This is a genomic window from Pontibacter sp. HSC-36F09 (genome assembly GCF_024171605.1).
GTDB lineage: Bacteria > Bacteroidota > Bacteroidia > Cytophagales > Hymenobacteraceae > Pontibacter.
This window is the reverse complement of record NZ_JALKAA010000008.1, coordinates 1-24,047: the sequence shown is the minus strand read 5'-3', so window position 1 is coordinate 24,047 and position 24,047 is coordinate 1. Positions and strand designations below refer to the sequence as shown.

The 24,047-nt window shown below is 49.5% G+C and carries 21 protein-coding genes and 1 tRNA gene; 15 read left to right on the top strand and 7 right to left on the bottom strand.

The annotated features are described in order from the left end of the window. Positions 1-182: 182 nt before the first annotated feature. The 5 genes from L1278_RS17840 to L1278_RS17820 form a co-directional block, all read right to left on the bottom strand. The gene (locus L1278_RS17840) at positions 183-1,721 is read right to left on the bottom strand and encodes a YifB family Mg chelatase-like AAA ATPase (RefSeq protein ID WP_253406384.1); all 1,539 of its coding nucleotides are present in this window, start codon (positions 1,719-1,721) and stop codon (positions 183-185) included. Positions 1,722-2,676: 955 nt separating this feature from the next. Beyond that, positions 2,677-3,252 carry a D-sedoheptulose 7-phosphate isomerase gene (gene lpcA / locus L1278_RS17835; protein ID WP_253406383.1) on the bottom strand — a complete coding sequence of 192 codons (576 nt, stop codon included), beginning with the start codon at positions 3,250-3,252 and terminating at the stop codon, positions 2,677-2,679. Between the two features lie 8 nt (positions 3,253-3,260). Then, positions 3,261-3,602 (bottom strand): hypothetical protein, encoded by a 342-nt coding sequence (locus L1278_RS17830; protein ID WP_253406382.1) that lies wholly within the window; start codon positions 3,600-3,602, stop codon positions 3,261-3,263. A 128-nt stretch (positions 3,603-3,730) separates the two neighbouring features. Next, on the bottom strand, positions 3,731-5,569 hold the full coding sequence (locus L1278_RS17825) for an ABC transporter ATP-binding protein (protein ID WP_253406381.1): 1,839 nt from the start codon (positions 5,567-5,569) through the stop codon (positions 3,731-3,733). A gap of 573 nt (positions 5,570-6,142) precedes the next feature. Next, on the bottom strand, positions 6,143-7,822 hold the full coding sequence (locus tag L1278_RS17820; RefSeq protein WP_253406380.1) for a hypothetical protein: 1,680 nt from the start codon (positions 7,820-7,822) through the stop codon (positions 6,143-6,145). 221 nt (positions 7,823-8,043) lie between these two features. Here L1278_RS17820 and upp point away from each other — a divergent pair, with 221 nt between their 5' ends. The 3 genes from upp to L1278_RS17805 all read left to right on the top strand — a co-directional run bounded on the left by upp (position 8,044) and on the right by L1278_RS17805 (position 9,689). Next, the gene (upp, locus tag L1278_RS17815; RefSeq protein WP_253406379.1) at positions 8,044-8,700 is read left to right on the top strand and encodes a uracil phosphoribosyltransferase; all 657 of its coding nucleotides are present in this window, start codon (positions 8,044-8,046) and stop codon (positions 8,698-8,700) included. Positions 8,701-8,715: 15 nt separating this feature from the next. After that, complete coding sequence (locus L1278_RS17810; RefSeq protein ID WP_253406378.1) at positions 8,716-9,159, top strand: GNAT family N-acetyltransferase; 444 nt, start codon at positions 8,716-8,718, stop codon at positions 9,157-9,159. Positions 9,160-9,281: 122 nt separating this feature from the next. After that, positions 9,282-9,689 (top strand): hypothetical protein, encoded by a 408-nt coding sequence (locus tag L1278_RS17805; RefSeq protein ID WP_253406377.1) that lies wholly within the window; start codon positions 9,282-9,284, stop codon positions 9,687-9,689. 38 nt (positions 9,690-9,727) lie between these two features. On the opposite strand, the gene L1278_RS17800 is transcribed toward L1278_RS17805, so the two are convergent. Beyond that, positions 9,728-11,068 (bottom strand): DEAD/DEAH box helicase, encoded by a 1,341-nt coding sequence (locus tag L1278_RS17800; protein WP_253406376.1) that lies wholly within the window; start codon positions 11,066-11,068, stop codon positions 9,728-9,730. Positions 11,069-11,741: 673 nt separating this feature from the next. Between L1278_RS17800 and L1278_RS17795 the strand changes: the two genes are divergently transcribed. The 7 genes from L1278_RS17795 (at position 11,742) to L1278_RS17765 (ending at position 17,967) form a co-directional block, all read left to right on the top strand. Further along, positions 11,742-12,974, top strand: coding sequence for a serpin family protein (locus tag L1278_RS17795; protein ID WP_253406375.1), 1,233 nt, complete (start codon positions 11,742-11,744; stop codon positions 12,972-12,974). A 102-nt stretch (positions 12,975-13,076) separates the two neighbouring features. Further along, positions 13,077-14,411: a dihydroorotase gene (locus L1278_RS17790; RefSeq protein WP_253406374.1), complete on the top strand. Its 1,335-nt coding sequence runs from the start codon at positions 13,077-13,079 to the stop codon at positions 14,409-14,411. Positions 14,412-14,420: 9 nt separating this feature from the next. Then, positions 14,421-14,789 carry a hypothetical protein gene (locus tag L1278_RS17785; protein WP_253406373.1) on the top strand — a complete coding sequence of 123 codons (369 nt, stop codon included), beginning with the start codon at positions 14,421-14,423 and terminating at the stop codon, positions 14,787-14,789. Between the two features lie 244 nt (positions 14,790-15,033). Beyond that, positions 15,034-15,110: transfer RNA gene (locus L1278_RS17780), tRNA-His, on the top strand. Positions 15,111-15,246: 136 nt separating this feature from the next. Then, the gene (locus L1278_RS17775) at positions 15,247-16,170 is read left to right on the top strand and encodes a PfkB family carbohydrate kinase (protein WP_253406372.1); all 924 of its coding nucleotides are present in this window, start codon (positions 15,247-15,249) and stop codon (positions 16,168-16,170) included. A 156-nt stretch (positions 16,171-16,326) separates the two neighbouring features. Continuing rightward, a complete protein-coding gene (locus tag L1278_RS17770; RefSeq protein ID WP_253406371.1) occupies positions 16,327-16,527 on the top strand; it encodes a hypothetical protein in 201 nt (66 codons plus the stop codon). Between the two features lie 204 nt (positions 16,528-16,731). Further along, entirely contained in the window at positions 16,732-17,967 is a 1,236-nt protein-coding gene (locus L1278_RS17765; protein WP_253406370.1) for an NAD(P)/FAD-dependent oxidoreductase, read from the top strand. Here L1278_RS17765 and L1278_RS17760 read toward each other — a convergent pair. After that, a complete protein-coding gene (locus tag L1278_RS17760; RefSeq protein WP_253406369.1) occupies positions 17,964-19,688 on the bottom strand; it encodes a M61 family metallopeptidase in 1,725 nt (574 codons plus the stop codon). The two genes, L1278_RS17765 and L1278_RS17760, sit on opposite strands and share 4 nt — an antisense overlap. A gap of 230 nt (positions 19,689-19,918) precedes the next feature. Here L1278_RS17760 and rpmH point away from each other — a divergent pair, with 230 nt between their 5' ends. From rpmH to L1278_RS17735, 5 genes are all read left to right on the top strand, one after another. Further along, a complete protein-coding gene (gene rpmH, locus L1278_RS17755) occupies positions 19,919-20,077 on the top strand; it encodes a 50S ribosomal protein L34 (protein WP_220627940.1) in 159 nt (52 codons plus the stop codon). A 41-nt stretch (positions 20,078-20,118) separates the two neighbouring features. After that, on the top strand, positions 20,119-20,523 hold the full coding sequence (gene rnpA / locus L1278_RS17750; RefSeq protein ID WP_253406368.1) for a ribonuclease P protein component: 405 nt from the start codon (positions 20,119-20,121) through the stop codon (positions 20,521-20,523). A 29-nt stretch (positions 20,524-20,552) separates the two neighbouring features. Beyond that, positions 20,553-22,202, top strand: coding sequence for a S41 family peptidase (locus L1278_RS17745; RefSeq protein ID WP_253406367.1), 1,650 nt, complete (start codon positions 20,553-20,555; stop codon positions 22,200-22,202). Positions 22,203-22,309: 107 nt separating this feature from the next. Next, on the top strand, positions 22,310-23,008 hold the full coding sequence (gene tsaB / locus L1278_RS17740) for a tRNA (adenosine(37)-N6)-threonylcarbamoyltransferase complex dimerization subunit type 1 TsaB (RefSeq protein ID WP_253406366.1): 699 nt from the start codon (positions 22,310-22,312) through the stop codon (positions 23,006-23,008). A 9-nt stretch (positions 23,009-23,017) separates the two neighbouring features. Beyond that, positions 23,018-23,530 (top strand): DUF2480 family protein, encoded by a 513-nt coding sequence (locus L1278_RS17735; protein WP_220627937.1) that lies wholly within the window; start codon positions 23,018-23,020, stop codon positions 23,528-23,530. The last annotated feature ends 517 nt before the right edge of the window (positions 23,531-24,047 follow it).

The following is a 24,047-nucleotide window of genomic DNA, read 5'->3' as shown; positions in this document are numbered from 1 at the left end:
CTCCTGACGCCCCATAATACGCAGTCCCCCAAGAAAAGTCTAAAAAAGATTAATCTTTCGCTTGAAAGGTAGTGCAATCACAGGGGCAGATTAAAACGGTATTAAAAAGAAAAGTTCAACACCATTTTATGGTATTGAACTTTATAATTACTTAATATATAAGTTTTTGTATCTTTTGTGGCTTAGCCTGCCCAGCCGTCTCTATCCAGGCTGCGGTACTGAATAGCTTCTGCTAAATGTTCAATTTTGATTTCGCCGCTACCGGCTAGGTCAGCAATGGTGCGGCTTACTTTCAGGATGCGATCGTAGGCACGGGCCGAGAGTCCAAGACGCTCCATGGCAGTCTTCAGCAAAGTGCGCCCGGCATCTGAGATCTGACAGAGTTCCTTCACCATTTGCGAGGGCATCATGGCGTTGGAGTGGATGTCCTCGAATTCGTTGAAACGTTCCCGCTGTAACTCACGCGCCCGCACCACACGTTCGCGTATGGTCTCACTGTCTTCTGACTTACGGGTAGCTGTCATTTCATCAAATGTAACAGGTGTTACTTCTACGTGCAGGTCGATGCGGTCGAGGAGGGGGCCGCTTACTTTGTTGAGGTAGCGCTGCACCAGGCCGGGTGCGCATACACACTCTTTATCAGGGTGGTTATAAAATCCACAGGGGCACGGGTTCATACTCGCTATAAGCATAAAGTTTGCCGGGAAATCCAGGGTGGTTTTTGCTCTCGAAATGGTCACGCGGCGTTCTTCGAGTGGCTGACGCATTACCTCCAGTGCAGTGCGCTTAAATTCCGGGAGTTCGTCCAAAAATAGCACGCCATTGTGGGCCAGCGATATTTCGCCGGGCTGTGGTATACCGCCACCGCCCACCAGCGCCACATCCGAGATGGTATGGTGCGGCGACCTGTATGGCCGCGTAGCAAGCAGCGACGAAACCTCGCCCAGTTTGCCAGCCACCGAATGTATTTTGGTTGTTTCCAGGGCTTCGTGCATCGAAAGCGGAGGGAGTATAGATGGCAGTCGTTTGGCCAGCATGGTTTTACCCGCGCCCGGAGGTCCGATCATGATCACATTATGGCCACCGGCTGCAGCAATCTCCAAAGCCCGCTTGATATTCTCCTGCCCCTGCACATCCGAGAAGTCGGCAGCATACTGGTTGGCCGTGTTCTGAAACACATCACGGGTGTCTATTTTTACAGGTTGAATGTCAAGCTCACCGTTCAGGAAGTCGATCGCTTCCTTGATATTCTCCACCCCGATCACGTCCAGGTTATTCACGATAGCCGCTTCTCGGGCATTGCTGGCGGGCAGTATGATACCTCTGAATCCTTCCTTGCGGGCCTGAATGGCAATAGGAAGCACCCCTTTAATCGGACGAAGCGAGCCATCAAGTGAAAGCTCCCCCATGATCATGTATTGCGAAAGCTTATCAGCAGCCATTTGTCCGCCGGCAGCCAGCATACCCATCGCAATGGTGAGGTCGTAAGCAGCGCCTTCTTTGCGGATGTCGGCAGGGGCCATGTTGATGATGGTTTTCTGGCGCTTGAGCTTGTAGCCATACTGCGCCAGTGCTGATTCTATACGCTGCTCGCCTTCTTTAATGGCGTTGTCGGGCAAGCCCACCAGAAAGTACTTCGCGCCGGCGCTCACACTCACTTCCACGGTCACGGTATAGGCGTTCACGCCCTGCACGGCGCTGCCAAACGTTTTGATAAGCATAGGGGTTAGATGTTGATCTATAAATGCAATTTTTGATAAGTTAGATTCGCAACATAGCTTGCCGGTAATTGATTCCGGAGAGTGGTAGTAAATGTAGGGAAAAGAAATTTATTGAGATTGTATGGGGTAGTATTGCTATAGAGTTGTTGGTATAGCGGCGACTGTGCGATAGGTATAGGGTATAGCGCTAGTTTAGTGTCAGCGTAACTAGTGGTAATGCATGATGACCGGTTTGTAATTAGTGTAGCTGCGGCTTGTTGCAGGTATAGCAACTTGTTTGTTCTATAGCTTTGCCTGTGCGGCGGGCACTCACTTTTTTCCTTGATGAAAAAGTAAGCAAAAAAAACAAGACGCTCCAAACTCGCTGACCGCTCAAACAGTGGAGCGCCAAAAAGTGCACTTGGCTAATGCTTTCTGTTTCATCGCTTCTGGGGCAAGTTAGTCTTGCTATACCTGTCAGGGGCTCATGATAGGAATTTAAATTACAGTGCTTATAACTTTGAATTCTGTAGTGGTAGACTCCTTCCCCTGTTTTTAGGGGAAGGTTGGGATGGGGTAAAGGGGGTAGGGGAGGATACAATCAGTTATCTTGATATAAGAAAGGCCCTATGAAGCTATACCTAGGAGATGGCTTTAACTGAAAACTCCCCCTTCGAAGGGGGCAGGGGGATGTTAATCGTGCACACGAAGCCGTAGTTACAATTCCTATACCTTAGAACTGGCAGCGACAGCAAAACTCCTTTCCTGTTTTGGGGGTAGAGGCCTTTTACAAAAGGAGGGGCTAGGGGAGGTTATTCCCCTCTCGAGAAGGGTGGGAGTATCTAAGTGTTCCGGCTACAAAGCTATACCTGCGTAGCAAACACTAAACGCTCACCAGCCTGAATGGCGCTACGGGTTGTGGTGCCCCTCCGCGGCTGCCATTTCTCGCCAGCAAATTATACCTATACCTTATACCTTACCCACAAATTCGCTTCTCGATCAGCAGAATCAGGATATGGATGACTTTGATGTGGATTTCCTGAACGCGGTCAGCGTAGCCGTGGTGTGGAACGCGCACTTCCACGTCGCAGAAGGCAGCCAGTTTGCCGCCGTCTTTGCCGGTGAGGCCTACTACGGTCATGCCTTTGGCTTTGGCGGCTGCGGCTGCTTTGAGCACGTTAGCGGAGTTACCGCTGGTGCTGATCGCCAACAACACGTCGCCTTTATTACCCAGTGCTTCGATGTAGCGGGAAAATACATGATCGTAGCCGTAGTCGTTGCCCACGCAGCTCATGTGGCTCACGTCAGAGATAGAGATGGCAGGTATAGCCTGGCGGTTTTCGCGGTAACGACCTGTCAGTTCCTCGGCAAAGTGCATGGCATCGCACATGGAGCCACCGTTGCCGCACGACAATATTTTGCCACCAGCTGCTATGGCATCTGCCATGGCATTCGCTGCCTTTTCGATGGAAGCAATATTGTTAGGGTCAGCTATAAAATTGTTGAGCGTCTGTTGCGCTTCCTGCAGCTCCTTGATTACGGTTTGGGTCATGTATAATATTAGTTGCTCGCCACAGCCATCTCCATACGAAGAGATTCTTTGTAGCTGTTGCTTCTGTATTCCTGTTTGCGCTCATACAGATCGGCCTTCAGCTCGTTAATTTTTACCTGAGCCATGTGCCTGTCGTATTTGAGCGACGTAATGTAAAGTTTTCCGATCAGTAGTTTGATCAGCATCAGCCCGGCGCCTACTGCCCCGAGCGTTTTGTAGAGGGTGAGCGCCTGCTCTTCAGTCGCGATCTCGAAGATGGTTTTATAGTCCAGCAGGTTTGTTAGCAAAAGTGCTATAAACAGGGCGTAGCAAAAAACGACAACATCCGAGAGAGTCTTAAGTTCTTTCATGCTTTCAGGTTGGATTTTGGTGCAAAAATGTATCGGGCTAAAATATAAAAAAATGTGAATATACCGAAATGTTGAGTCCAAAATTTAATTTAAAGCAAGAGTAAGTAACACTTAAGCGCCAAATGCTATTATGACACCAGTTGCATTTGTGTAAGTTTCGCGTACAATCCACCGTGCTGAAGCAGTTCTTCGTGCGTGCCGCGCTCCACGATGCTGCCCTGTTGTAATACTACAATCTCGTCGGCATACTGTATGGTGCTCAGCCTGTGCGCAATCACAACAGACGTTCTGTTCTTCATCAAATTGGTCAACGCTTCCTGCACCAGTTTCTCCGATTCGGTATCCAGAGCTGAGGTCGCTTCGTCCAGAATCAGGATGGGCGGGTTTTGCAGAATGGCTCTGGCAATGCTCAGGCGCTGGCGCTGTCCACCCGACAAGCGACTGCCCCGGTCACCGATCAGGGTCTGGTAGCCTTCCGGCGCCTTCACGATAAACTCGTGCGCGTTGGCAATTTTGGCTGCTGCGATCACTTCTTCCTCGGTCGCGTCGGTTTTGTTGAAAGCGATGTTGTTGAAGATCGTGTCGTTGAAAAGGATCGACTCCTGTGTTACGACGCCTATTTTATCGCGCACCGACTCCGTGGTATAGTCCCGTATGTCGTGCCCATCGATCAGGATGCTACCTGCCGTTGGGTCGTAGAAGCGCGGGATCAGGTCGGCCAGCGTGGACTTGCCACCGCCCGATGGTCCTACCAGAGCCACCGTTTTCCCTTTCTGGATGCGGAGGTTGATGTCCTGCAGCACCGTGTGGTCGCCGTAGCCAAAGCGCACATCCCGGAACTCAATTTCGTGGCGGAACTCCGGCAATACTTTCGCATTCGGTTTGTCAATTACCTGCGGCTTGGTGTCGATCACTTTCAGAATACGGTCGCCGGACACCAGTCCGCGCTGTATGTTGCTGAAAGCCGCCGACATAGCCTTGGCTGGCACGAGCACCTGCGAGAAGAGCACAATGTAAGTGATAAATTCCTCGGCTTTCAGTTCGGACTGTTGGGTAAGCACTAAATTACCGCCAAACCAAAGCAGGCCAGCCACCACTGTTACTCCCATAAATTCCGAGAAAGGAGAGGCCAGATCGCGCTTGTTGGCAATGGAGCGCTGTAGGTGGGCGTAGCGGTCATTCTGTTGGTTGAACTTGTCCAGGATGTAGGGCTCCGCATTAAAGGCCTTGATCACCCGGATGCCGCTCAGCGTCTCGTCGATGATCGTCAGGATAAAGCTCAATGACTCCTGGCCTTGCTGCGCGGCCCGCTTCAGGCGCTTGGCTATACCTGCAATGAGGATGCCTGAGAGCGGAAGCAGAATCAGGGTGAAAAGCGTGAGCTTAACCGACATGGTAAACAGCACTACAAAGAAGGCGATGATGGAGATAGGCTCACGGATAACGACGGTCATCGTGTTGACCACAGAGTTTTCCACTTCCTGAATATCTACCGTCATGCGGGTCATCAGGTCACCTTTGCGTTCGTTGCTGAAATAACCCAGGTGCAGCTGCGTCACACGCTCGTAGGTAGCATGGCGGATTTTTTTAACGACATGTGCCCGTAGCGCTCCTACTACTCTCAATGCCAGATATTTGAAGAGGTTCGAAAGGAAAACGGAGCACACAATGATGATACACACGAACAGCAAAGCGCCCTGCCTGCCTTTTTCCAGTATCACCTGCCCGAAATGGTAGTTGAAGAAATCCTTGAAATACTCAAGCGAGAGGCTGAATTCGGGCTTGGTGGTCACCATAGCGGCGGCATCGTCTGCGCCTACTGTTCCGAAAAGCACGCTGAGCAGCGGAATGAGGAGCGTAAAGTTGAGCAGGCCGAAAATAATGCCCAGCACGGTATAAATAGTATAAAGCGGTACAAAGCGGCTATAGGGCTTTGCAAACTGCAGTATCCGGAGATAAGTCTTCATGTTGTGTAGGCCGTCCTTACCTCTTGTAGGTATAGGCGGCGGTTCCGTTTGCTTCCCATAATGCAGGGATAGCTTGGCGGAAGTTTTTAAGTATTAGTGAATTACAATATTTCTGACCACGCCATACCTGCCGTACACGCAGCCGCTGCAAAGATAACTAAAATGGAACAGGTATGTATAGCAGGCTTTAAAACGAAAGCGGGAAGCCTTGTTATGAAAGGCTTCCCGCTTTTTTCAGTGACAGACTAACTATTCTACTTCCATGGGTATAACTCGATTGCCGCCGGCTACTTCATGCCTGTACTGCCTGTACTCCGAGATCAGATAAAAAGAAAGTACGTGAAGTGCCAGGCCACATAACACTCCCAACAATGGTAAAAAGCTTCGCTTATGCTTATACAGAATCATCCTCAGGAGTACCACAAACAAATGTATCAGGACGCAAACAGAAACGAAAAATATCGCCAGAATATCTCCGCCCGACACATTCCAGGACATTAGGATAATAACCCAGAAATAGAGCATACTAATACCTAGGTGGACAAGCGCGGTCCGTTTCATATAGATGATCTTTTAAAACTCATGCAGTCGCTGGGCGATGTTCCAGCGCAGTGCCACGGAAGTAAACACAGTATTTTTGCTCAGTGTGCTCGCCTCAGCTTCGGTGCGGCGGATGATCCCTTTTAGGTCCACGAACAGGTTGTGCTTGAACTGGTAGGTGGCCGTCAGGTCGAGATGCAGTTGGTTGGTGCGTATACCTTGTGCGATTTCGTGACCATAGTTGAATGGTCTTAAGTTATAATCCAGGTTCACGTTGTTGCCCCAGTTAATGGTGTCGCCTTCTGCTGAAATTTCATCCTGACCGAAACGGGTGGCAATGGCTTTGCCCACCAGGTGCAGGCGTGGTAGCGGCTGGTAGCGTGCTATACCTACAAACTCGTACAGGTTGGCACCCATCGGGTGGGCCAGTGGCTGGCGGTTGTGTTGGTAGTTGGAGCTGCCGTCACGGTGCTGGTAGGTATAGGGACGGATGATGTTTACCTCGCCCTGCAGGTCTAAGTTAGAAAGACCAAAGGCATCGATATACTTGGCACCAATTTGACCGGCCTGCTTGTTAGCCCACCAGCCTTCGCCCGATTTTACCTCGTTCAGCACAAACTCGTCGAGCACCAGCTGACCGTAAAGCTGCGCTGTGTTGAAGAGGTTCCAGCGGAAGTCTAATCCTAGCATGGCGTTGTCTTCACTGCCCAGATTGTGCTCCACGCTGCGGTAAAAAATGATCGGGTTGAGGTACTGCAACTCGAACTTTCCTTTCTCGCGCCCGAAAATCACCTGCTCAAACAAACCCACATTCAGGTTGTCAGTGATGTTTACACCCAGGCGGTGCAGGGCCATGTACTTTTTAGGCAGAATTCTGTCGCCGCCGCTACGCCGGCGGTAGTCAGCCGTCAGCTCCTGAAACAGGTTCATATAGTGCAGTTTCCAGACGCGGGTGTTCAGCTTGAGGAAGAAAGCCGGCGGGGCGTAGTCGGAGTAAACGAGTGAGCGGTAGCCGTCGCCGATAAAGTGGCGGTCGTGGCCCAGCTGTATCTCCACGTGCTTCGAGAGCGAGTAGTTCATGTAGCCGCGTGCCGTCAGAAAATCATAGCCATCGCCTTTAAAATCTTTCCAAAGCCCTTCGTGCGGCACCACGCCATCGCGCTCGATGCGGTCCACCACATAATCGGCAAACTTCGCCTGGTTCTCCCCGATGAAGGTATAGAAGCCGAATCGATCGTCGATGCTGCCTTCTAGCTGTATACCTCGTGTATTGACGTAGCGCATGCCGTCGCTTTGGTCATCGTGGCCTAGCTCCAGGTGCAGCACCGGGTTCACACGCAGAGTAAAATCTTCGGACTCATAATGATACAAGTCGGTCTTGTTGCGGTAAAAGGTGTTGAAGATCGGGCGCTCGCTGCTATTGTCGTTGGCCTGCGTAGTGTAGTTCCAGTTATCGTTGAGCAGGTACTGGATGTTGAACATGTCGGCGTTGGAGCGTGGCTCGCCTGTGGCAGCTTCGGCCAAAGCAGCTACGTCGCGGCGACCGATCGGGCGCACATTAGTATGCATCTCCGGCACTTTTGTTCCCAGTTTAATCTGGTAGCGGTCTATCAGGTGGTAGGTGTCGCGGTCGTAAGGCACGTACACGTCCTGCGCCTGCACGGCAGGTATAGCCAGCAGACCAAATGCCATAGCGGCAAGTATATTTCTCATAGGAAGAAAGTTCTAATCAGGGGAAAGCGATTTGTAAGGTACTTATTTAGAAGTTACAATATTAACAAAAACACATGAAATTGCATGATGCCGACCGACGAAAGCAGGTATAGCTCAGCCTTATACAGGTATAGCACTTGACCGGTTTAACGTTTTTGATCCTCAGAGATTGCCACACGACCGAAAGACTGTATCTTTAGCCTATCAAATCAGCCATAGCCATGCAAAACGATAACCTGCATATCCTCACCGCAACCCCATCGCTTGCCAACCATTTTGTAGCCGAACTGCGCGACGTGTCGGTGCAGCATGACAGCCTGCGTTTCCGCCGCAACCTGGAGCGACTGGGCGAGCTGCTGGCCTACGAAATTTCCAAAACGCTGCCTTACGAAACCCGCAACATCGTGACACCACTGTCGACTACCCAGACACAATTGCTGACGGCACAACCAGTGCTGGCTACTATCTTAAGGGCCGGATTGCCGCTCTACAACGGTATGCTCAACTATTTTGATAAAGCCTACAGTACGTTTGTGGGAGCCTACCGGGTGGAGGAGCAGAACACGGAACTGCAGATCAACATGGAATATCTGGCCTCGACCGACCTGCACGACAAAATTCTGATCCTGGCGGACCCGATGCTGGCTACTGGTCGCTCGCTTGTCAAGTCTTACAAAGGGATGCTGCGCCACGGCAAACCGGTGCAGGTTCATTTTGCCGCTGCCATTGCCTCGCCGGAAGGTATAGCGTATGTGCAGCAGGAAGTGCCGGAAGCACACATCTGGCTTGGGGCTATGGACGAAAGCCTGAATGAGAATTTCTACATCGTGCCCGGTCTCGGCGATGCCGGCGACCTGGCTTTCGGTCCGAAGGTATAGCCATACCTGCCAATTATGATCAGGCTTTATACCCCAGCTGACCAGGAGGCGCTGCTACAGATTCTGCGGCTCAACACGCCAACCTACTTTGCACCCGACGAAGAAGCCGACTTTATACTATACCTGCAGGAGCGCCGCGAAGATTACTTTGTGGTAGAGCGGGAGGGGCAGGTAGTCGGTGCGGGCGGTATTAATTATTTCGATGGCTATACCTGGGCCAGGCTGTCCTGGGATCTGGTTCATCCTGCGTTTCAGGGCAAAGGTATAGGCCGGGAGTTGGCCTTGTTTCGTATTTCTAAGCTGAAGGAAAAGCCCGGTATGCAATGGCTGCAGGTACGGACGAGTCAGTTTGTATATCCGTTCTACCAAAAGCTGAGCTTTGAGCTGGAGAAAATAGAAAAGGATTTCTGGGCGCAAGGCATCGACCTGTATCAGATGAAGATGAAATTAAACGCTTAGAACCATCGTTCATAACATGCTGGATACGCATCAGTCAGGTAAAAACAACCAGAGCACATCCCTTTTAAAGCAGTAGAGTGGTAGCGGAACTTCTCAAATACGCGTCAGTATACCTGGTCAGCATGGTGAAATTCATAGGCGGGCCCCTAACGGGTATGTCGCTGGGGCTATCCTATTTAGAAACGGTGTCTCTGACGATCGCCGGCATGATGACGAGCGTATTTGTGTTTTCCGTTATAGGGCGCGCTGCCTCCCGGTGGTACTCAGCATACCGGCGTAAGGCCAAAAAGCCCGTATTTGGTACCAAGACGCGCTTCATTATCCGAATTTGGCATAATTTCGGGATACTGGGCGTTGCCTTCTTCACACCGCTTTTTCTGACACCGATAGCTGGTACCATGATAGCCGCTGTGTTTGGCGTGCCCCGCCGTCAAATCCTGATATACATGCTCTGCAGTGGTATCGTGTGGGGTTTCATCCTGACCTTCCTCGTTTACCGCTTCCGGGAAGTAGCGCTGCTATACCTGTAAACAAAAACACCCCGCCATATCGGACAGGGTGCTCTCACTTATTTTTTCTTCTTTTTTGTCTTTTGCCAGAATGAGGCTCTCGGGTCGCGTTTGCTCTCTGGTCGCTTCTTAGGTATAGCTTTCTTTTCGTGGAAGGCACCTTTGAAGTCCGGGTTCTCGCTGCGCTTCTGGTGGTCGATGTCGCGGGCAATGGCCTGCTGCTCCTCGAAAGTGATGTCGTGAATTTTTACTTCCGCTGGCATCGGCTCCTCCGGTATCTGCATCCTGATCAGCTTCTCAATCTTACGGATGTGGTACATCTCGGCTGGGTTCGCAAAAGTAATGGCTGCTCCCACATTCTCGGCACGACCCGTACGACCAATACGGTGCACATAATCCTCGTACACAAACGGCACATCGAAATTGATCACATGACTCACCATGGTCACATCTATACCTCTGGAGGCGACGTCCGTGGCAACCAGAAAGCGAACTTCACCGCCTTTAAAAGCTTCCATGGAGTTGATGCGGGTATTCTGTCCTTTGTTACCGTGAATGGCACGTACTTCGCCGTACTCGCGACGCTCCAGAAATTTGGCCACGTTCTCAGCGTTTTTCTTGCTTCGGGTAAAGATGATCACGCGGTTGAATGTTTCCTTGTCGCGAATAATATGCTCGAGCATCGCGATCTTGGTGCGCAGGTTCGGCACCTGGTACAGCACCTGACTCACCGTCTCTACCGGCGTAGCCTGCGGCGTGACCTCAATGCGGGTGGGGAACTCCAGAAACTCCTCCGATAATTCTACCACCTTGGGGTGCATGGTGGCCGAGAAGAGCAGGTTCTGGCGCTTGCGTGGCAACACTTCCAGCAGCTGACGGATCTGCGGCATAAAACCCATGTCCATCATCTTGTCGGCCTCATCCAGCACCAGCGTCTTCACTTCTTTTAATATAAGGTCGCCTTTCAGGTATAGCTCCATCAGGCGTTTGGGTGTGGCTACCAGTATATCGATGCCTTTGCTGAGGATCTCGATCTGTGTTTTGGGTCCTAGTCCGCCGTAGATAACAGTATGACGCAGGTCGGTATACTTCGCCAGCAAGGTAATGTGCTCCTCGATCTGCATGGCCAGTTCGCGGGTGGGAGCCAGGATGATGGCGCGCGGGTTGGTGCCCTGGGCATACTTCACTTTCATGAGGATTGGCAGCAGAAAGGCCGCTGTTTTACCCGTGCCAGTCTGGGCGATGCCCATCACATCGTGCCCGCCCATGATCACAGGTATAGCTTTGAGCTGGATAGGTGTCGGCTTCTCGTAACCGGCCTCCTCAATGGCGTTGAGCAGCTGTCGGTTCAGCTTAAAATCCTCGAACGTGCTTATTTCTTTCTCCGCTTCTTCAGCCATGTTTGTGGTACTTGTGTTTGGTGTTAATATGCAAAGGTACGGGAAATTTGCGGGAGCGGGATAAAGGTATGCTGACAAGCGGGCGATTATACGTATATTGTATTAAAATATGCTTTGATGATGGAAAAGGTCGTTAGGAAAGTAGGATTAAAGGAGCAGCAGTCAGATTACGCTTATTGGCTGACTAAAACGCCGGAAGAGAGATTAGCGGCAATTGAAATCCTACGTAATCAATATATACGTTTTACTATAAAAGATGCTGAGCCAAGACTTCAGAGAGTTTGTAGAGTTGTTAAACAAGCATGAAATACATTATTAGGTTATGAATTAATGAAAGGTCGAGAGAAAGAACTTTATTCAAAGCAGTATCCCGAAGTTAAAAAATGGCTCAATCAGTGTATAATATGCCAAACAATAGGGTACAAGCCAAATCTTCCAGCTAAAATTCAACCTGGGTTCCTGGCAGAGAATATTCGGGAACTATATCAACCTTTAGAAATAAATGAACTTAGTATTTGTGTGGCGTGTGCCAAGCATCTATATGTTTAAAAGTTCTTCAGACCATACCTATACCTGTAGCTAAGCAGAACTTATATAGCTTATTGCTAACCTCGGTTTGCAACCATCCCGGTACAATCCGGGTCTTTCAGGTATAGAACTTTATTTTACCCCAATGTTTCTCATGAGCAAAAGTGTGTTTCTCTCAGGTATAGCCCTTGTGGCGGTGAGTTTGTTTTCAGGTTGTAAAAAAGAGCTGGCAGATAACTCGCCTAACACCCGTCCGCTAACGGCACAGGAAGAAAAGACAGTGGCGAGCTCCAACGATTTTGCTTTCCGGGCTTTTGCGCAATTGAGTGAGGCAGAAGGGCCGGAGAACGTTTTCATCTCTCCATTGAGCATCAGCATGTCGCTGGGAATGGCCTACAACGGGGCTGATGGCGAAACCAAAGAAGCCATGCGCAAAGCACTGGGCTTTACACTGCCAACCGACGAAGAGATCAACAAATCTTTCAGGGACCTCGACGCCTTGCTGAAAGGTATAGACAAGCAGGTGGTATTCACTTCTGCCAACTCCATGTGGCACAGCAACGAGTATAAATTGCAGGCACCTTTCATCAAAACAAATCAAACCTACTACGACGCGACGGTACAAGGGCTCGATTTTTCCTCTCCGGCCGCCAAAGACCAGATGAACAACTGGGTGAAGAGCAAAACCAACGGCAAAATTGAAACGATCGTGGACGATGTGCGGCGCGAGCATATCCTGTTCCTGATTAACGCCATTTACTTTAAAGGCACCTGGACCTTTCCTTTCGATAAAAAGCTGACCCAACCGGGCCCTTTCCAACTGGAGAACGGCAGTACTATTACGCATGACTTTATGGCGATGAAAGACGGCAAGTACCTGCACTACCAGGATGACCGCCTGCAACTGATCGACCTGCCCTACGGCAACCGGCAATACAGTATGACGATTCTGGTGCCCGGCCGTGACCGCACGGTGCAGGATGTGGTGCAGGAACTCGATGCGGCCCGACTGGCAACTTTATTGGCAGATGCGAAAGAAACGACTTACGAGCTCTACATGCCCAAGTTCAAACTAGAGTACAGCAAAGAGTTGAAAGACATGCTGAGCCAGCTAGGTATGGGCGTTGCTTTTAATGGTGGAGCCAACTTTAGCCGGATGGTAGAAGGCGGTGCTAACCTGGCGATCTCCGAAGTAAAGCACAAGACTTTTGTAGAAGTGAACGAAGAAGGTACGGAAGCAGCAGCGGCCACCTCCACCGGTATAATGCTCACCTCATTGCCGCCCTCTGTGCGCATCGACCGGCCTTTCGTTTTCATGATCCGGGAAAAATCCTCGGGTGCCATTCTCTTCATCGGCAAACTGATGCAGCCCGAATAGCGGCAGTTATAGCTTTTCATTTAAGGTATAGCAATCAAGGCCTTTTTGTGCAGGAATCTACGCTAATGTGTGTTAACTTTGTTGAGCACATACCTTAGCAGCATGAAATCTATCCTGATAAAGAACGCACAGCTTGTAAACGAAGGAAGCACTACCACCGCCGATGTGCTGGTGAAAGAAGGACGTATCGCCCAAATCGGGCAAGGTATAGCCACCGAAGCTGACCAGACCATCGACGCTACCGACCTATACCTGTTGCCCGGTGCTATCGACGACCAGGTACACTTCCGCGAGCCGGGACTTACGCGCAAAGCCAGCATCGAGACTGAAGCAAGAGCGGCTGTGGCAGGCGGCACGACTTCGTTTATGGAGATGCCCAACACGGTCCCCAATACCGTAACGCAGGAGCTGCTGGAGGATAAGTATAAGATCGCGGCCGAAACCTCGCTGGCGAACTACTCCTTCTACATGGGCGCCACCAACGACAACCTCGCCGAGGTGCTGCTCACCAACCCTAACACCGTTTGCGGCATCAAGATCTTCATGGGTTCTTCCACGGGGAACATGCTCGTGGATAACGAAGAAACGCTGGAGCAGATTTTTGCTAAGGCCAGGCTGCCGATTGCCGTGCACTGCGAGGATGAGCAAACCATCCGCGACAACATGGCAATCTATGAAGAGAAGTACGGAGAAGATATACCTATCAAGTGCCACCCGGAGATCCGCAACGAGACGGCCTGTTTCAAGTCTTCCTTTCTGGCGGTGAAGCTGGCCGAGAAGCACAACACCCGCCTGCACATTCTGCACATTTCCACGGAAGAAGAACTGAAGCTTTTCCGCAATGATATTCCGCTCGAGCAGAAGCGTATCACCGCCGAGGTATGCGTGCACCACCTCTGGTTCGACAAAGAAGACTACGATACATACGGCACCCTGATCAAATGTAACCCGGCTGTAAAGGAGCATCGGCACAAAAAAGGCCTGCTGCAAGGTTTACTTGAAGATAAACTCGACGTAATTGCCACCGACCACGCCCCGCATACCTGGGAAGAGAAGCAGGGCAAGTACAAGCAGGCGCCAAGCGGTGTGCCGCTGGTGCAGCACTCGGTGCAGATGATGCTCGAGTTCGTGAAGCAGGGCAAACTGACGATAGAGAAAGTGGTGGAGAAAATGGCACATGCGCCGGCCATCCTTTTCAACGTGCGCGAGCGCGGCTACATACGCGAAGGCTACTGGGCTGACCTCGTGCTGGTGGATCTGAATAAGCCTTATACCGTTACCAAAGAGAACACTTACTACAAGTGCAACTGGTCGCCTTTCGAGGGCCATACCTTCAACAGCACGATTACCCATACCTTCGTTTCCGGCCACCTCGCTTTTGCCAATGGCGCCTTTGACGAAAGCAAAAAAGGCGAGCGACTGTTGTTTGACCGCTAAGGTATAGCCATGGAATTAGAGCGATTCAAAGAACTGCATACCCGCTTTTTCGGAAAAGAACTGCCTGAGGAAGTGTTGCAATCGGAGGAGTATGAGGCTTACGAAGCGGCCATTCACGAAAATGAAGCGTGCTACAACTGGGCGATTGTCGAAAAGCTGAGAAGTAAAGGCTTCGACTCCCAGAACTACTGCTGCCTGATGATGGCCGACAAGGTATACGAAAGCCTGGATTCGGAAGGGGATATCAAGTATGATGATCCGGAGGTAATCATCAACAAATGGGATGAAGGTTTTTATGGTATACCTGTTCACAATGGAAGCGCCACCATGGTAGTGATCAATTACTGCCCCTGGTGCGGTACGAAATTGAGTAAATAAGGACCTGAAACTTTAAACTGTCATCCCGACGATGGGAGAGATCTGAATCTATACCTGTTAAGTTATCAGATTTCTCCCTGGGGGTCGAAATGACAGGAATTGTTACTGTTGCTGATTAATGCCTTTATAGCGAGTTGATTACCTTTTAGGGTTATGAAGGATTACAAAGTTTTTAGAAAAAATGCCTTCTGCGTATTGTAAATAAGAAAACGAGACGTATATTTGCATTCTCAAACGAGACACGGTGGTTGTAGCTCAGTTGGTTAGAGCACCAGATTGTGATTCTGGGGGTCGTGGGTTCGAGACCCATCTTCCACCCCAAGCCCTTGAAGCAAACCTTCAGGGGCTTTTTTTATTTATTTTAATGATTAAATTGCTGTATGGTTAGCTTGATGGTGTCAATTATCAACTGAAACCATTCACTCATTCAAAAATCACTCATTCAAAAATCAGCAATATGAGCTTAGTAGTAGTAGGTTCGATGGCGTTTGACGCGCTGGAAACTCCTTTCGGAAAAACAGACAAGATCGTGGGCGGTGCTGCCACTTATATTTCACTGTCGGCTTCTTATTTTGTGAAGCCCGTGAATGTGGTATCGGTAGTAGGTGGAGATTTTGATCAGGACCACATCAGCCTGATGCACCAGCGCAACATCAGCACCGAAGGCGTGCAGGTAAAGGAGAACGAGAGGTCTTTCTTCTGGTCTGGCCGCTACTTCAACGACATGAACAGCCGCGAAACGCTCGTAACTGAACTAAACGTGCTGGGTGATTTCGATCCGATTATACCTGAGAGCTACCAGAACTGCGAGTACCTAATGCTGGGCAACCTGGCGCCACAGGTACAGCGCACGGTACTGGAGCGCCTCACCAACCGTCCGAAGCTGATCGTGATGGACACCATGAACTTCTGGATGGACAATGCCATGGAAGAGCTTCAGAAAACTATCGGTATGGTAGACGTGCTGTCGATCAACGACGAAGAAGCGCGCCAGCTGAGCGGCGAGTATTCTTTGGTAAAAGCTGCCCGCAAAATCATGGCGATGGGACCGAAATTCCTGATCATCAAAAAAGGAGAACACGGCGCCCTGTTGTTCCACGAAGAAAAAGTATTCTTTGCGCCAGCCCTGCCGCTCGAGGAAGTGTTCGACCCAACCGGCGCCGGCGACACGTTTGCAGGTGGTTTCATCGGCTACATTGCCGCCACAGGCGACATCAGTTTCGAGAATATGAAGCGTGCGATCATCCACGGTTCAGCCATGGCATCGTTCTGCGTAGAAAAATTTGGCACTGAAAGACTGAAGAAATTAGATCAGCAGGAAATCGACAGCCGCGTGCAGCAGTTTGTGAACCTGGTGGCTTTTGACACAGTATTGTCTTAAGTATAAGGGTTTTATATATTCCAAAAAAGGGAGGCGAAAGCTTCCCTTTTTTGTTTTATGGAAGGTATAACCAGTGACCTGATTTGCACTAAATTGTAACAAAGTACAGGTATAACAGGTAAGACTTAAGTATAGATTACCTTAAAACTGACGAAAATGAGCTTGAAAAACGAAAATAAAAAAACACTGGACGAGCTGAAGAAGAATAACCCTGAAGGTAAAGATCCGAACAAGCCAATGGGTAATATTGATTCTCAGCCGAACCAGAATGCGTTGAACGCAGACGATACCAAAGTGCAAAACTCAAACCGAAACCTGGCAAAAGGCGGTAACAACACGCCTTACGACAAGAAATAGCCATACGGTAATTCAATCTAACCTGGCGAAAGGTAGCGAAAGCACCCCTTACTATTAGTGAGTGCGTCAGGAATGCAAAATAAGACTATGAAATAATGAGAGGAAGGCCCAAGGGCTTTCCTTTTTTTATGTCCTTTTGCGGCAGGTATAGCAACAGACTCGTTTTTGCTGTTTATTTTTAGCTTCTTTCAGCAGAAGGTTTTTATGCAGCAACACGACATTTGTATACTCGGCGCCGGGCCGGGCGGTGCCTCGGCAGCTTTGCACCTGGCCAACAAGGGCATCTCTTGTGTGCTGCTTGATAAGGCCGTTTTTCCCAGAGACAAGGTATGCGGCGATGCCCTGAGCGGCAAAGTAGTCAACGAACTGAAACGCATTTCTCCGGATTTGCCCGCCTTGTTAAGTCAGCAGGAAGAGCAGTTGCCATCTTGGGGAATTCATTTCATCTCGCCGGCCGGTCACAAACTCAGCGTCCCTTTCAAGCCTGATTACAAAGCTGCAGAAGACGTTCCTTCCGGCTACATCTCCAAACGGATTGACTTCGACAACTTCCTGATCGAGCAGGTGAAGAAGCGGCCCGAGATCACTTTACTGGAAGGTATAGACATTTCGAAAGTGGAGAGGAACGAGCAGGGGTTCTCACTGACCGACAAAAGCGGCGAACACCAGTTTAGCACCTGCCTTCTGATTGCGGCCAATGGGGCACATTCTGCCTTTGCACGGCACGAGGCAGGTATAAAGCAGGAACCTGAGCACTACTGCGCCGGCCTCAGGGCGTACTACAAAAATGTGGCGGGCCTTGATAAAGATAATTTTATTGAACTGCACTTTCTCAAAGATTTTCTGCCGGGTTATTTCTGGATCTTTCCACTACCGGGCGGTTATGCCAACGTGGGTGTAGGGATGCTGAGCGAGACGGTGAGCCAAAAAAAGATCAACCTGAAGAAGGAAATGCTCCGCATCATCGAGACGCACCCAGAATTCAAACAGCGCTTTGCAGCAGCAGAACTGATGAGTGACATCAAAGGGTATGGCCTGCCGCTGGGCTCCAAAAAACGCGTGATCTCCGGCGACAACTACATGCTGGTGGGTGACGCCGCCTCCTTGATCGACCCTTTTACAGGAGAAGGAATCAGCAATGCCATGATCAGCGGTCGCTGGGCCGCTACGCAGGCCGAGCTGTGCCTGCAACAGCAGAACTTCTCCGCCGGCTTCATGCAAGGCTACGACAAAGCTGTGTACAACCGACTCTGGAAAGAACTCAAGCTTAGCCGCCGAATGCAGCAGTTGCTGGACTACCCATGGCTATTTAACCAAGTAGCGAGCAAAGCATCAAAAAATCAAGCCCTCGCCGAAACGATCTCCTGTATGTTCACCGACCTCGATCTGCGCGAGCGACTCAAGCAGCCGTCATTCTATCTCAAACTGCTATTCAACTAAAACTCCTGCTTCAGCCACAGCCTGAAGTTTTGCTTCTCGGTATCCGTCGCTTCCTTTCTTTTGGTAATGCTATACCTGGTGTAGTAGGTATGCTGGCTTGGCTCCAGCCTGACCTGACGCAGTTGCTTGTTTCTGAATAGCGCCAGTGCTATACCTTGTGTGAGATCTGTGTCCGCTAATAAAGCTTGCAGGTTCTGTTCAATCTTTCGCCCATTCACTGCCATCAACTCGTCGTCTATACTTAATACAGCACTGGCAGGCGAGTCAGGAGCGATAGCGGTTACTTTAGTCGCTTGCGCATCAGCGACTACCTTAAATCCGAAGAGCCTCTCATAAAGCAGAGCATTTTCATCTGCTTGCAGGGTACAACCCACATAAGCAAGCGCCTCATCCAAAGCATTTTCGATCGGAGCAGTACCGTTGATATACCTGTCAAAATAACCCTCAAACTCAACGCCGCCGACACGGAGCACCAATTGCTTGTAATCATCTTCGGTATACCCAATGCCGCGCTTCCCAAAATCTTCCCAAAGGTGTCGCATCACCGTATCCAGGCTTTCCTGATTGCTGGTAACACGGCGCAGTTGCAGGTCGAGTAGTAGGGCAGTCAGGGCTCCTTTAATGTAAATAGACACTTTGCGATCAGGTATACCGGTTTTGTAGCCATCGAGCCAGAGGTCGAACGACGAGTCGGCGACAGACATGTGGTAGCGGCTGTGGTCTGCAAAGTAGCGTTGCAACGTTGTGTTGAGCTCGTCAAAATACTGCGACGCCGTGAACACACCCGAGCGGGCCAGCATGTAGTCGCCGTAGTAAGTCGTTATACCTTCCGCCACATAGCCTGTCCGGAAATAATTCTCACCAGTAAAATCGTAGGGCAAAATTTCCTTTGGGCGTATCTGCTTGACGTTCCACGTGTGGAAAAGCTCATGCGAGCTCACACCCAGAAACTCCTTATACAGAGCGGGTGTCATCAGCAATTCGCCCGGACCAAGTGTGATGACAGTGGAGTTGACGTGCTCTACCCCATGATAAAAGCGATAGGGGAGAATCTCGTTCAGGTAATGGTAGTCCTGCACCGGAAAGTCGCCAAACACCTCCAGCTGCTCCTTTGTGAAAGCTTCAAAGTCTTTTTTGATCCGCTCCCAATCCGGCCGGCAATCGCCCTGCAGCCATATGTGGAAAGGTATACCAGCTACGGTATAAGTCTCTTTTTTGAGTGAGGCGCTGGCAATCAAAGGGGAGTCTACCAACAGATCATAGTTATCAGCCAGCAAGGTATGGTGTTCAATTTCAGGCAGTCCGCAGGCGATCTGCCAGTTGTCAGGTATAGCGAGCTGCAGTTGCTGCGGTTCGTGCGTGCGGTCCTCCACCGCCATCAGGCAGTTGATGCCGTTCAGGTATAGATGTTCTTCATCCAGCCAGGAGCCGCCGCCATCCATCTGCCGGGCATAAAAGCTGTAGCGAACCTCGATATTTTCCGCGTCACCAGTCTCTACGATCCAACGGTCTTTGGTTACCTTGCGAACAGGTATAGCCGCCCCGTTGGCGCTAGCCGTAACACCGCGTAGCTTCTGGGCAAAATGCTGCAATTCGTAGCGGCCCGGTCGCCAGGCAGGCAGTTGCAGGTATAGCTCCTGTTGTCTGTTGTCAGGTATAGTGATGGTGATATCCAGGAAGTGCGTCAGCGGATTGGCGTAGGAGAGGTGGTGTCGGATCATAGTTGCGGGAAGGTATAGCGTTTGGTGTAAAATTAAGATAATCTGCGTTTAACCCAGGTATAGAGCCCTCAGATAAGGCCCAACTCAAGGTATAGCTACGCGTTAGAAGTAGTATAAAGGGGTGTGCAGCCGATTTTTTCTGTATTTTTTGAAATAATATGAGAAGTAGGATTGCTATTTTAGAAAAGCTTCCCTAATTTTGCAGGCCATAATAAAACCATTGGCATCCGATGAAAAGAACATTCCAGCCTTCGCAGAGAAAAAGAAGAAATAAGCACGGTTTCAGATCAAGAATGGAAACCGCTAACGGAAGAAGAGTATTAGCTAGCAGAAGAGCTAAAGGCAGAAAGAGACTTTCTGTTTCTGACGAAAGAAGACACAAAGCTTAGTAATCTGGTTGTGCTTTGCTCAGCCCGGAGCCGTCACGCGTATGGATCCAGCTAACAACAAGCCAGCAGAGCAACCGATTTCTTATACATATTCGAAAGAAGAACGCTTGTGCAGTAAGCGACTCATCTCGCTGCTGTTTAGCAAGGGTTCTTCTTTTAATTTGTATCCGCTCAGGTTTGTATACCACACACCTGAAGCTCCTCTTTCCGAAGGAACGCAGTTGGTTATTTCCGTTTCGAAGCGCAACTTTAAGCGTGCCGTCGACCGGAACCGCCTGAAGCGCCAGATACGTGAGGCTTACCGCCTTAACAAGCACTTTCTTACCCAACATCAGGGGCAGGCACCCAGCCTCCTTGCCATTATTTACATCGGCAAGGAAAAAAAATCCTTTGATACAATCCAAAAAAAACTAATTTCCGGTTTGGAACGTTGTTTGACTAGATAGTCTTACCCCGCCCCTAAACCTGAAATTCTATGTACAAGAAGTTACTAGCTGGCATCCTCGCCGGCAGCTTAGCGCTGACCCTCTTCTCTTTTAAGTCAGAGTCGGAGCGCTATTTCGAAATAGCTAAAAACCTCGATGTTTTTGCCACGCTTTTCAAAGAAGTAAACACCTATTATGTAGACGAAGTGCCGCCCTCCAAACTAGTGCGCACAGGTATAGACGCGATGCTCAAGTCGCTCGACCCGTATACCAACTACATTCCCGAAGACGATATTGAAGATTTCCGCACCATGACCACCGGTCAGTATGGCGGTATAGGCGCACTCATTGGCAGCCGCGATAATAAGATTGTGGTACAAATGCCCTATGAAAACTCCCCGGCCCATAAGGCGGGTTTGGTAATAGGCGATGAGATCGTGAAAATAGATGGCGTAAATGTTTCCAGTAAGACTACTTCCGAGGTGAGCAAGTTGCTGAAAGGGCAGGCTAACTCTATCGTAAAACTTGAAGTGCGCAGCTACGGACAAAACAAATCACGAACAGTAGAACTCACCCGCGCTAATATTATGGTCGACAACGTGCCTTACTATGGCATGATCGATAACGAAATCGGTTACTTCCAACTGTCAGGCTTTACAGTGGATGCTTCTAAAGAAGTGAGAACTGCTGTTCAGAAGTTGAAAGAGCAGGGGGCTAAGAAGATTATTTTCGATTTGCGCGACAATCCGGGTGGTTTGCTGCACGAAGCTGTGAACATCTCCAACCTGTTTGTTGACAAGGGCAGTGACATTGTAAGTACCAAGGGCAAAGTAAAGGAGTGGAACAAAACCTACAAAGCGCTGGATGAACCACTGGACAAGGAGGTTCCGATGGTGATCTTGACCAGTTCGCGCAGTGCCTCGGCCTCTGAAATTGTGGCCGGTGTGATGCAGGACTATGACAGAGCGGTACTAGTAGGGGAACGTACTTTCGGCAAAGGCCTGGTACAGGCAACACGTCCGCTTTCCTATAACTCACAATTGAAAGTAACAACTGCTAAATATTATATCCCGAGCGGCCGTAGCATACAGGCCATTGATTACCAGCATCGCAACGAGGACGGCAGCGCCGGCAAAATTCCGGATTCGTTAAAGGTGGCCCACAAAACTGCCGGAGGCCGCATCGTGTATGACGGCGGTGGCGTTAGCCCGGATGTGGAAGTTACCCGAAAGGATTATTCTGAAATTGCCAGGACAATCGCAGTTAAAGGATACTTCTTTGAGTACGCCAATAAGTACAGAGCAGAGAACCCGACTATACCTTCAGCCAAGCAGTTTAAGCTGACCGATGCCGACTACCAGAAGTTCATCACGTTCCTGGATAACAAAGATGTGAACTACACCACTAAAGTAGAGCGCGAACTGGAACAACTGACTGAGCAGGCAAAGGATGGAAAGCACTTGGATGACATTAAACTGGAGCTGGATGCTATTAAGAAAAAGGTATCGCATAACAAGTCGAATGACCTGACGCGCTTCCGTGCCGAGATTCAGGAAATGCTCGAGGCGGAAATTGCTTCTCGCTACTATTTGCAGAAAGGCTACATCGAGTCTTCTTTCGATGACGATCCGGATATTCTGATGGCCAAGCGAGTGCTCAGCAATCAACAGGAATATGCATCATACCTGAAAGTGAAGTAAGCAAACAAGGTATAAGCAAAAGGGTGGTGCCGGTCCGGTGTCACCCTTTTTTGTTTCTTGGTCTTTCGGCCGTACTTTTGTCATATCATTTATTATAAGTATAAAGTATGCCACTACTGCTAGCGCTCGAAACCTCGTCTAACGTATGCTCTGTTGCCTTATATAAAGGAGCGGACTTATTGGGCGCATCCGAGCTGCAGATCGAAAAGTCTCATTCATCCCACATCACAGTCATGATCTCACAATTGGTCGAGAACTGTGGCTATAACTTGCATGACCTGAGTGCTGTGGCTGTTTCGGGAGGGCCCGGTTCCTATACGGGTTTGCGGATCGGGAGCTCTACCGCCAAAGGCCTTTGTTATTCGCTCGATATTCCGTTGCTGGAAGTGTCTACTTTATATGGATTGGCGAAGCAAGCAATAGATGGTGTGCCCAATGCGCAGGACTACCTGTTCTGCCCCATGATGGATGCCCGCCGTATGGAAGTCTATACCTGTCTGCTCAATTCCAGGTTGGAAGAGCAAATGCCTGTCACGCCAATAGTGTTAGATGAGCAAAGCTTTCAGGAACAATTAGCCCAACAACCGATCATTTTCTTCGGCAATGGTGCCTTTAAGTTCAAAAAGTTACAGGAAGGAAGTGTGAATGCGTTGTTTATAGATAGTATACAACCATCCGCAAAACCGATCGGGCAGTTGGCGCTGGTGAAGTACGAACAGCAGGCTTTTGAAGATGTGGCCTATTATGAACCCTTCTACCTGAAGGATGTTTATATAACAAGTCCGAGTAAGAACACGATTAAATAAGCTATAACAATGTCAGATATAATAAACAAAGTAGCGCAAAGCGCACTCGTGACGCTAAACCTGGAAGAGTTGCTTCATCCGGGAGAGCGCGTAGTATATGATATAAAAGACAATCTGTTCCAGGGCCTGATTCTGCGCGAGAAGGATTTCCGGGCTTTTGTGAAAGAACACGACTGGTCGGCTTATGCCGGGAAAAATGTCGCCATCATTTGTTCTGTTGATGCCATCGTGCCGACCTGGGCTTATATGCTACTGGCTACAAAGCTGCAGGCGCACGCTAACTATTATGTGTTCGGCGATCTGGAAGCATTGGAACAAGCGCTGATGCAGGAAGCGATTGCCAAAATAGATCCGGAAGAATATCGGGATGGTAAAGTTGTGATCAAAGGATGCGGCAGTATACCTGTTCCTACTTATGCTTATGTAGAGATCATGCGAAAACTATCACCAGTAGTGAGTAGCCTGATGTACGGCGAGCCATGCAGCACAGTGCCTTTATATAAAAGGCCAAAATCAGCATAAACGCGAAACAGAAGTATTTAGAACATAAGCCCTTTCTAAAAGAGAGGGCTTTTTCTTTTGTAGAAGAGAGGCAGACATAAGAGTGAGGCTATACCTGGTATAAGGAAGAAAAATAAAAAATGAAAAAAATAATTAATGAGGAAACTATTAGAGGGGGAAACGCTGTTACTATCTAGCGCACGGGAAACTGAGGTGCACAGCATAGGGGAATCCCACAGATTGTAAAAGCAATCTCCTTATGCTGAAACTGACCAAACAACCTATACTTTGGAGCAATTAAAAGCTCTGAAAGCAAACAAGCTCTTAGCAATGGAGGTTTAAATAGCCTGTATTGCTAAGAAGCGACAAAACCCGAAAGTTTTTTCAAAATGATTCCCGGTGCTTTTCAGTGAGTTAGGGGGAACTGCCCCGGGACGCCAGCTGAATTTAACACCGGGTGCTTGCGGATTCGGAAATTTTGTGGACCTTTGCACTCCCAACCCGGTCAAACGGGGCGGGGAAACGGAAGTAAAACGGA

Bases quoted from the DNA above. Each gene is read 5' to 3' on its own strand.
- L1278_RS17775 (WP_253406372.1), top strand. From the start codon at position 15,247: ATGAGCTTAGTAGTAGTAGGTTCGATGGCGTTTGACGCGCTGGAAACT.
- L1278_RS17840 (WP_253406384.1), bottom strand. From the start codon at position 1,721: ATGCTTATCAAAACGTTTGGCAGCGCCGTGCAGGGCGTGAACGCCTAT.
- L1278_RS17785 (WP_253406373.1), top strand. From the start codon at position 14,421: ATGGAATTAGAGCGATTCAAAGAACTGCATACCCGCTTTTTCGGAAAA.
- tsaB (WP_253406366.1), top strand. From the start codon at position 22,310: ATGCCACTACTGCTAGCGCTCGAAACCTCGTCTAACGTATGCTCTGTT.
- L1278_RS17830 (WP_253406382.1), bottom strand. From the start codon at position 3,602: ATGAAAGAACTTAAGACTCTCTCGGATGTTGTCGTTTTTTGCTACGCC.
- rpmH (WP_220627940.1), top strand. From the start codon at position 19,919: ATGAAAAGAACATTCCAGCCTTCGCAGAGAAAAAGAAGAAATAAGCAC.
- rnpA (WP_253406368.1), top strand. From the start codon at position 20,119: ATGGATCCAGCTAACAACAAGCCAGCAGAGCAACCGATTTCTTATACA.
- L1278_RS17770 (WP_253406371.1), top strand. From the start codon at position 16,327: ATGAGCTTGAAAAACGAAAATAAAAAAACACTGGACGAGCTGAAGAAG.
- L1278_RS17800 (WP_253406376.1), bottom strand. From the start codon at position 11,068: ATGGCTGAAGAAGCGGAGAAAGAAATAAGCACGTTCGAGGATTTTAAG.
- L1278_RS17820 (WP_253406380.1), bottom strand. From the start codon at position 7,822: ATGAGAAATATACTTGCCGCTATGGCATTTGGTCTGCTGGCTATACCT.
- lpcA (WP_253406383.1), bottom strand. From the start codon at position 3,252: ATGACCCAAACCGTAATCAAGGAGCTGCAGGAAGCGCAACAGACGCTC.
- L1278_RS17790 (WP_253406374.1), top strand. From the start codon at position 13,077: ATGAAATCTATCCTGATAAAGAACGCACAGCTTGTAAACGAAGGAAGC.
- L1278_RS17765 (WP_253406370.1), top strand. From the start codon at position 16,732: ATGCAGCAACACGACATTTGTATACTCGGCGCCGGGCCGGGCGGTGCC.
- L1278_RS17825 (WP_253406381.1), bottom strand. From the start codon at position 5,569: ATGAAGACTTATCTCCGGATACTGCAGTTTGCAAAGCCCTATAGCCGC.
- L1278_RS17735 (WP_220627937.1), top strand. From the start codon at position 23,018: ATGTCAGATATAATAAACAAAGTAGCGCAAAGCGCACTCGTGACGCTA.
- L1278_RS17760 (WP_253406369.1), bottom strand. From the start codon at position 19,688: ATGATCCGACACCACCTCTCCTACGCCAATCCGCTGACGCACTTCCTG.
- L1278_RS17745 (WP_253406367.1), top strand. From the start codon at position 20,553: ATGTACAAGAAGTTACTAGCTGGCATCCTCGCCGGCAGCTTAGCGCTG.
- L1278_RS17810 (WP_253406378.1), top strand. From the start codon at position 8,716: ATGATCAGGCTTTATACCCCAGCTGACCAGGAGGCGCTGCTACAGATT.
- L1278_RS17795 (WP_253406375.1), top strand. From the start codon at position 11,742: ATGTTTCTCATGAGCAAAAGTGTGTTTCTCTCAGGTATAGCCCTTGTG.
- upp (WP_253406379.1), top strand. From the start codon at position 8,044: ATGCAAAACGATAACCTGCATATCCTCACCGCAACCCCATCGCTTGCC.
- L1278_RS17805 (WP_253406377.1), top strand. From the start codon at position 9,282: ATGGTGAAATTCATAGGCGGGCCCCTAACGGGTATGTCGCTGGGGCTA.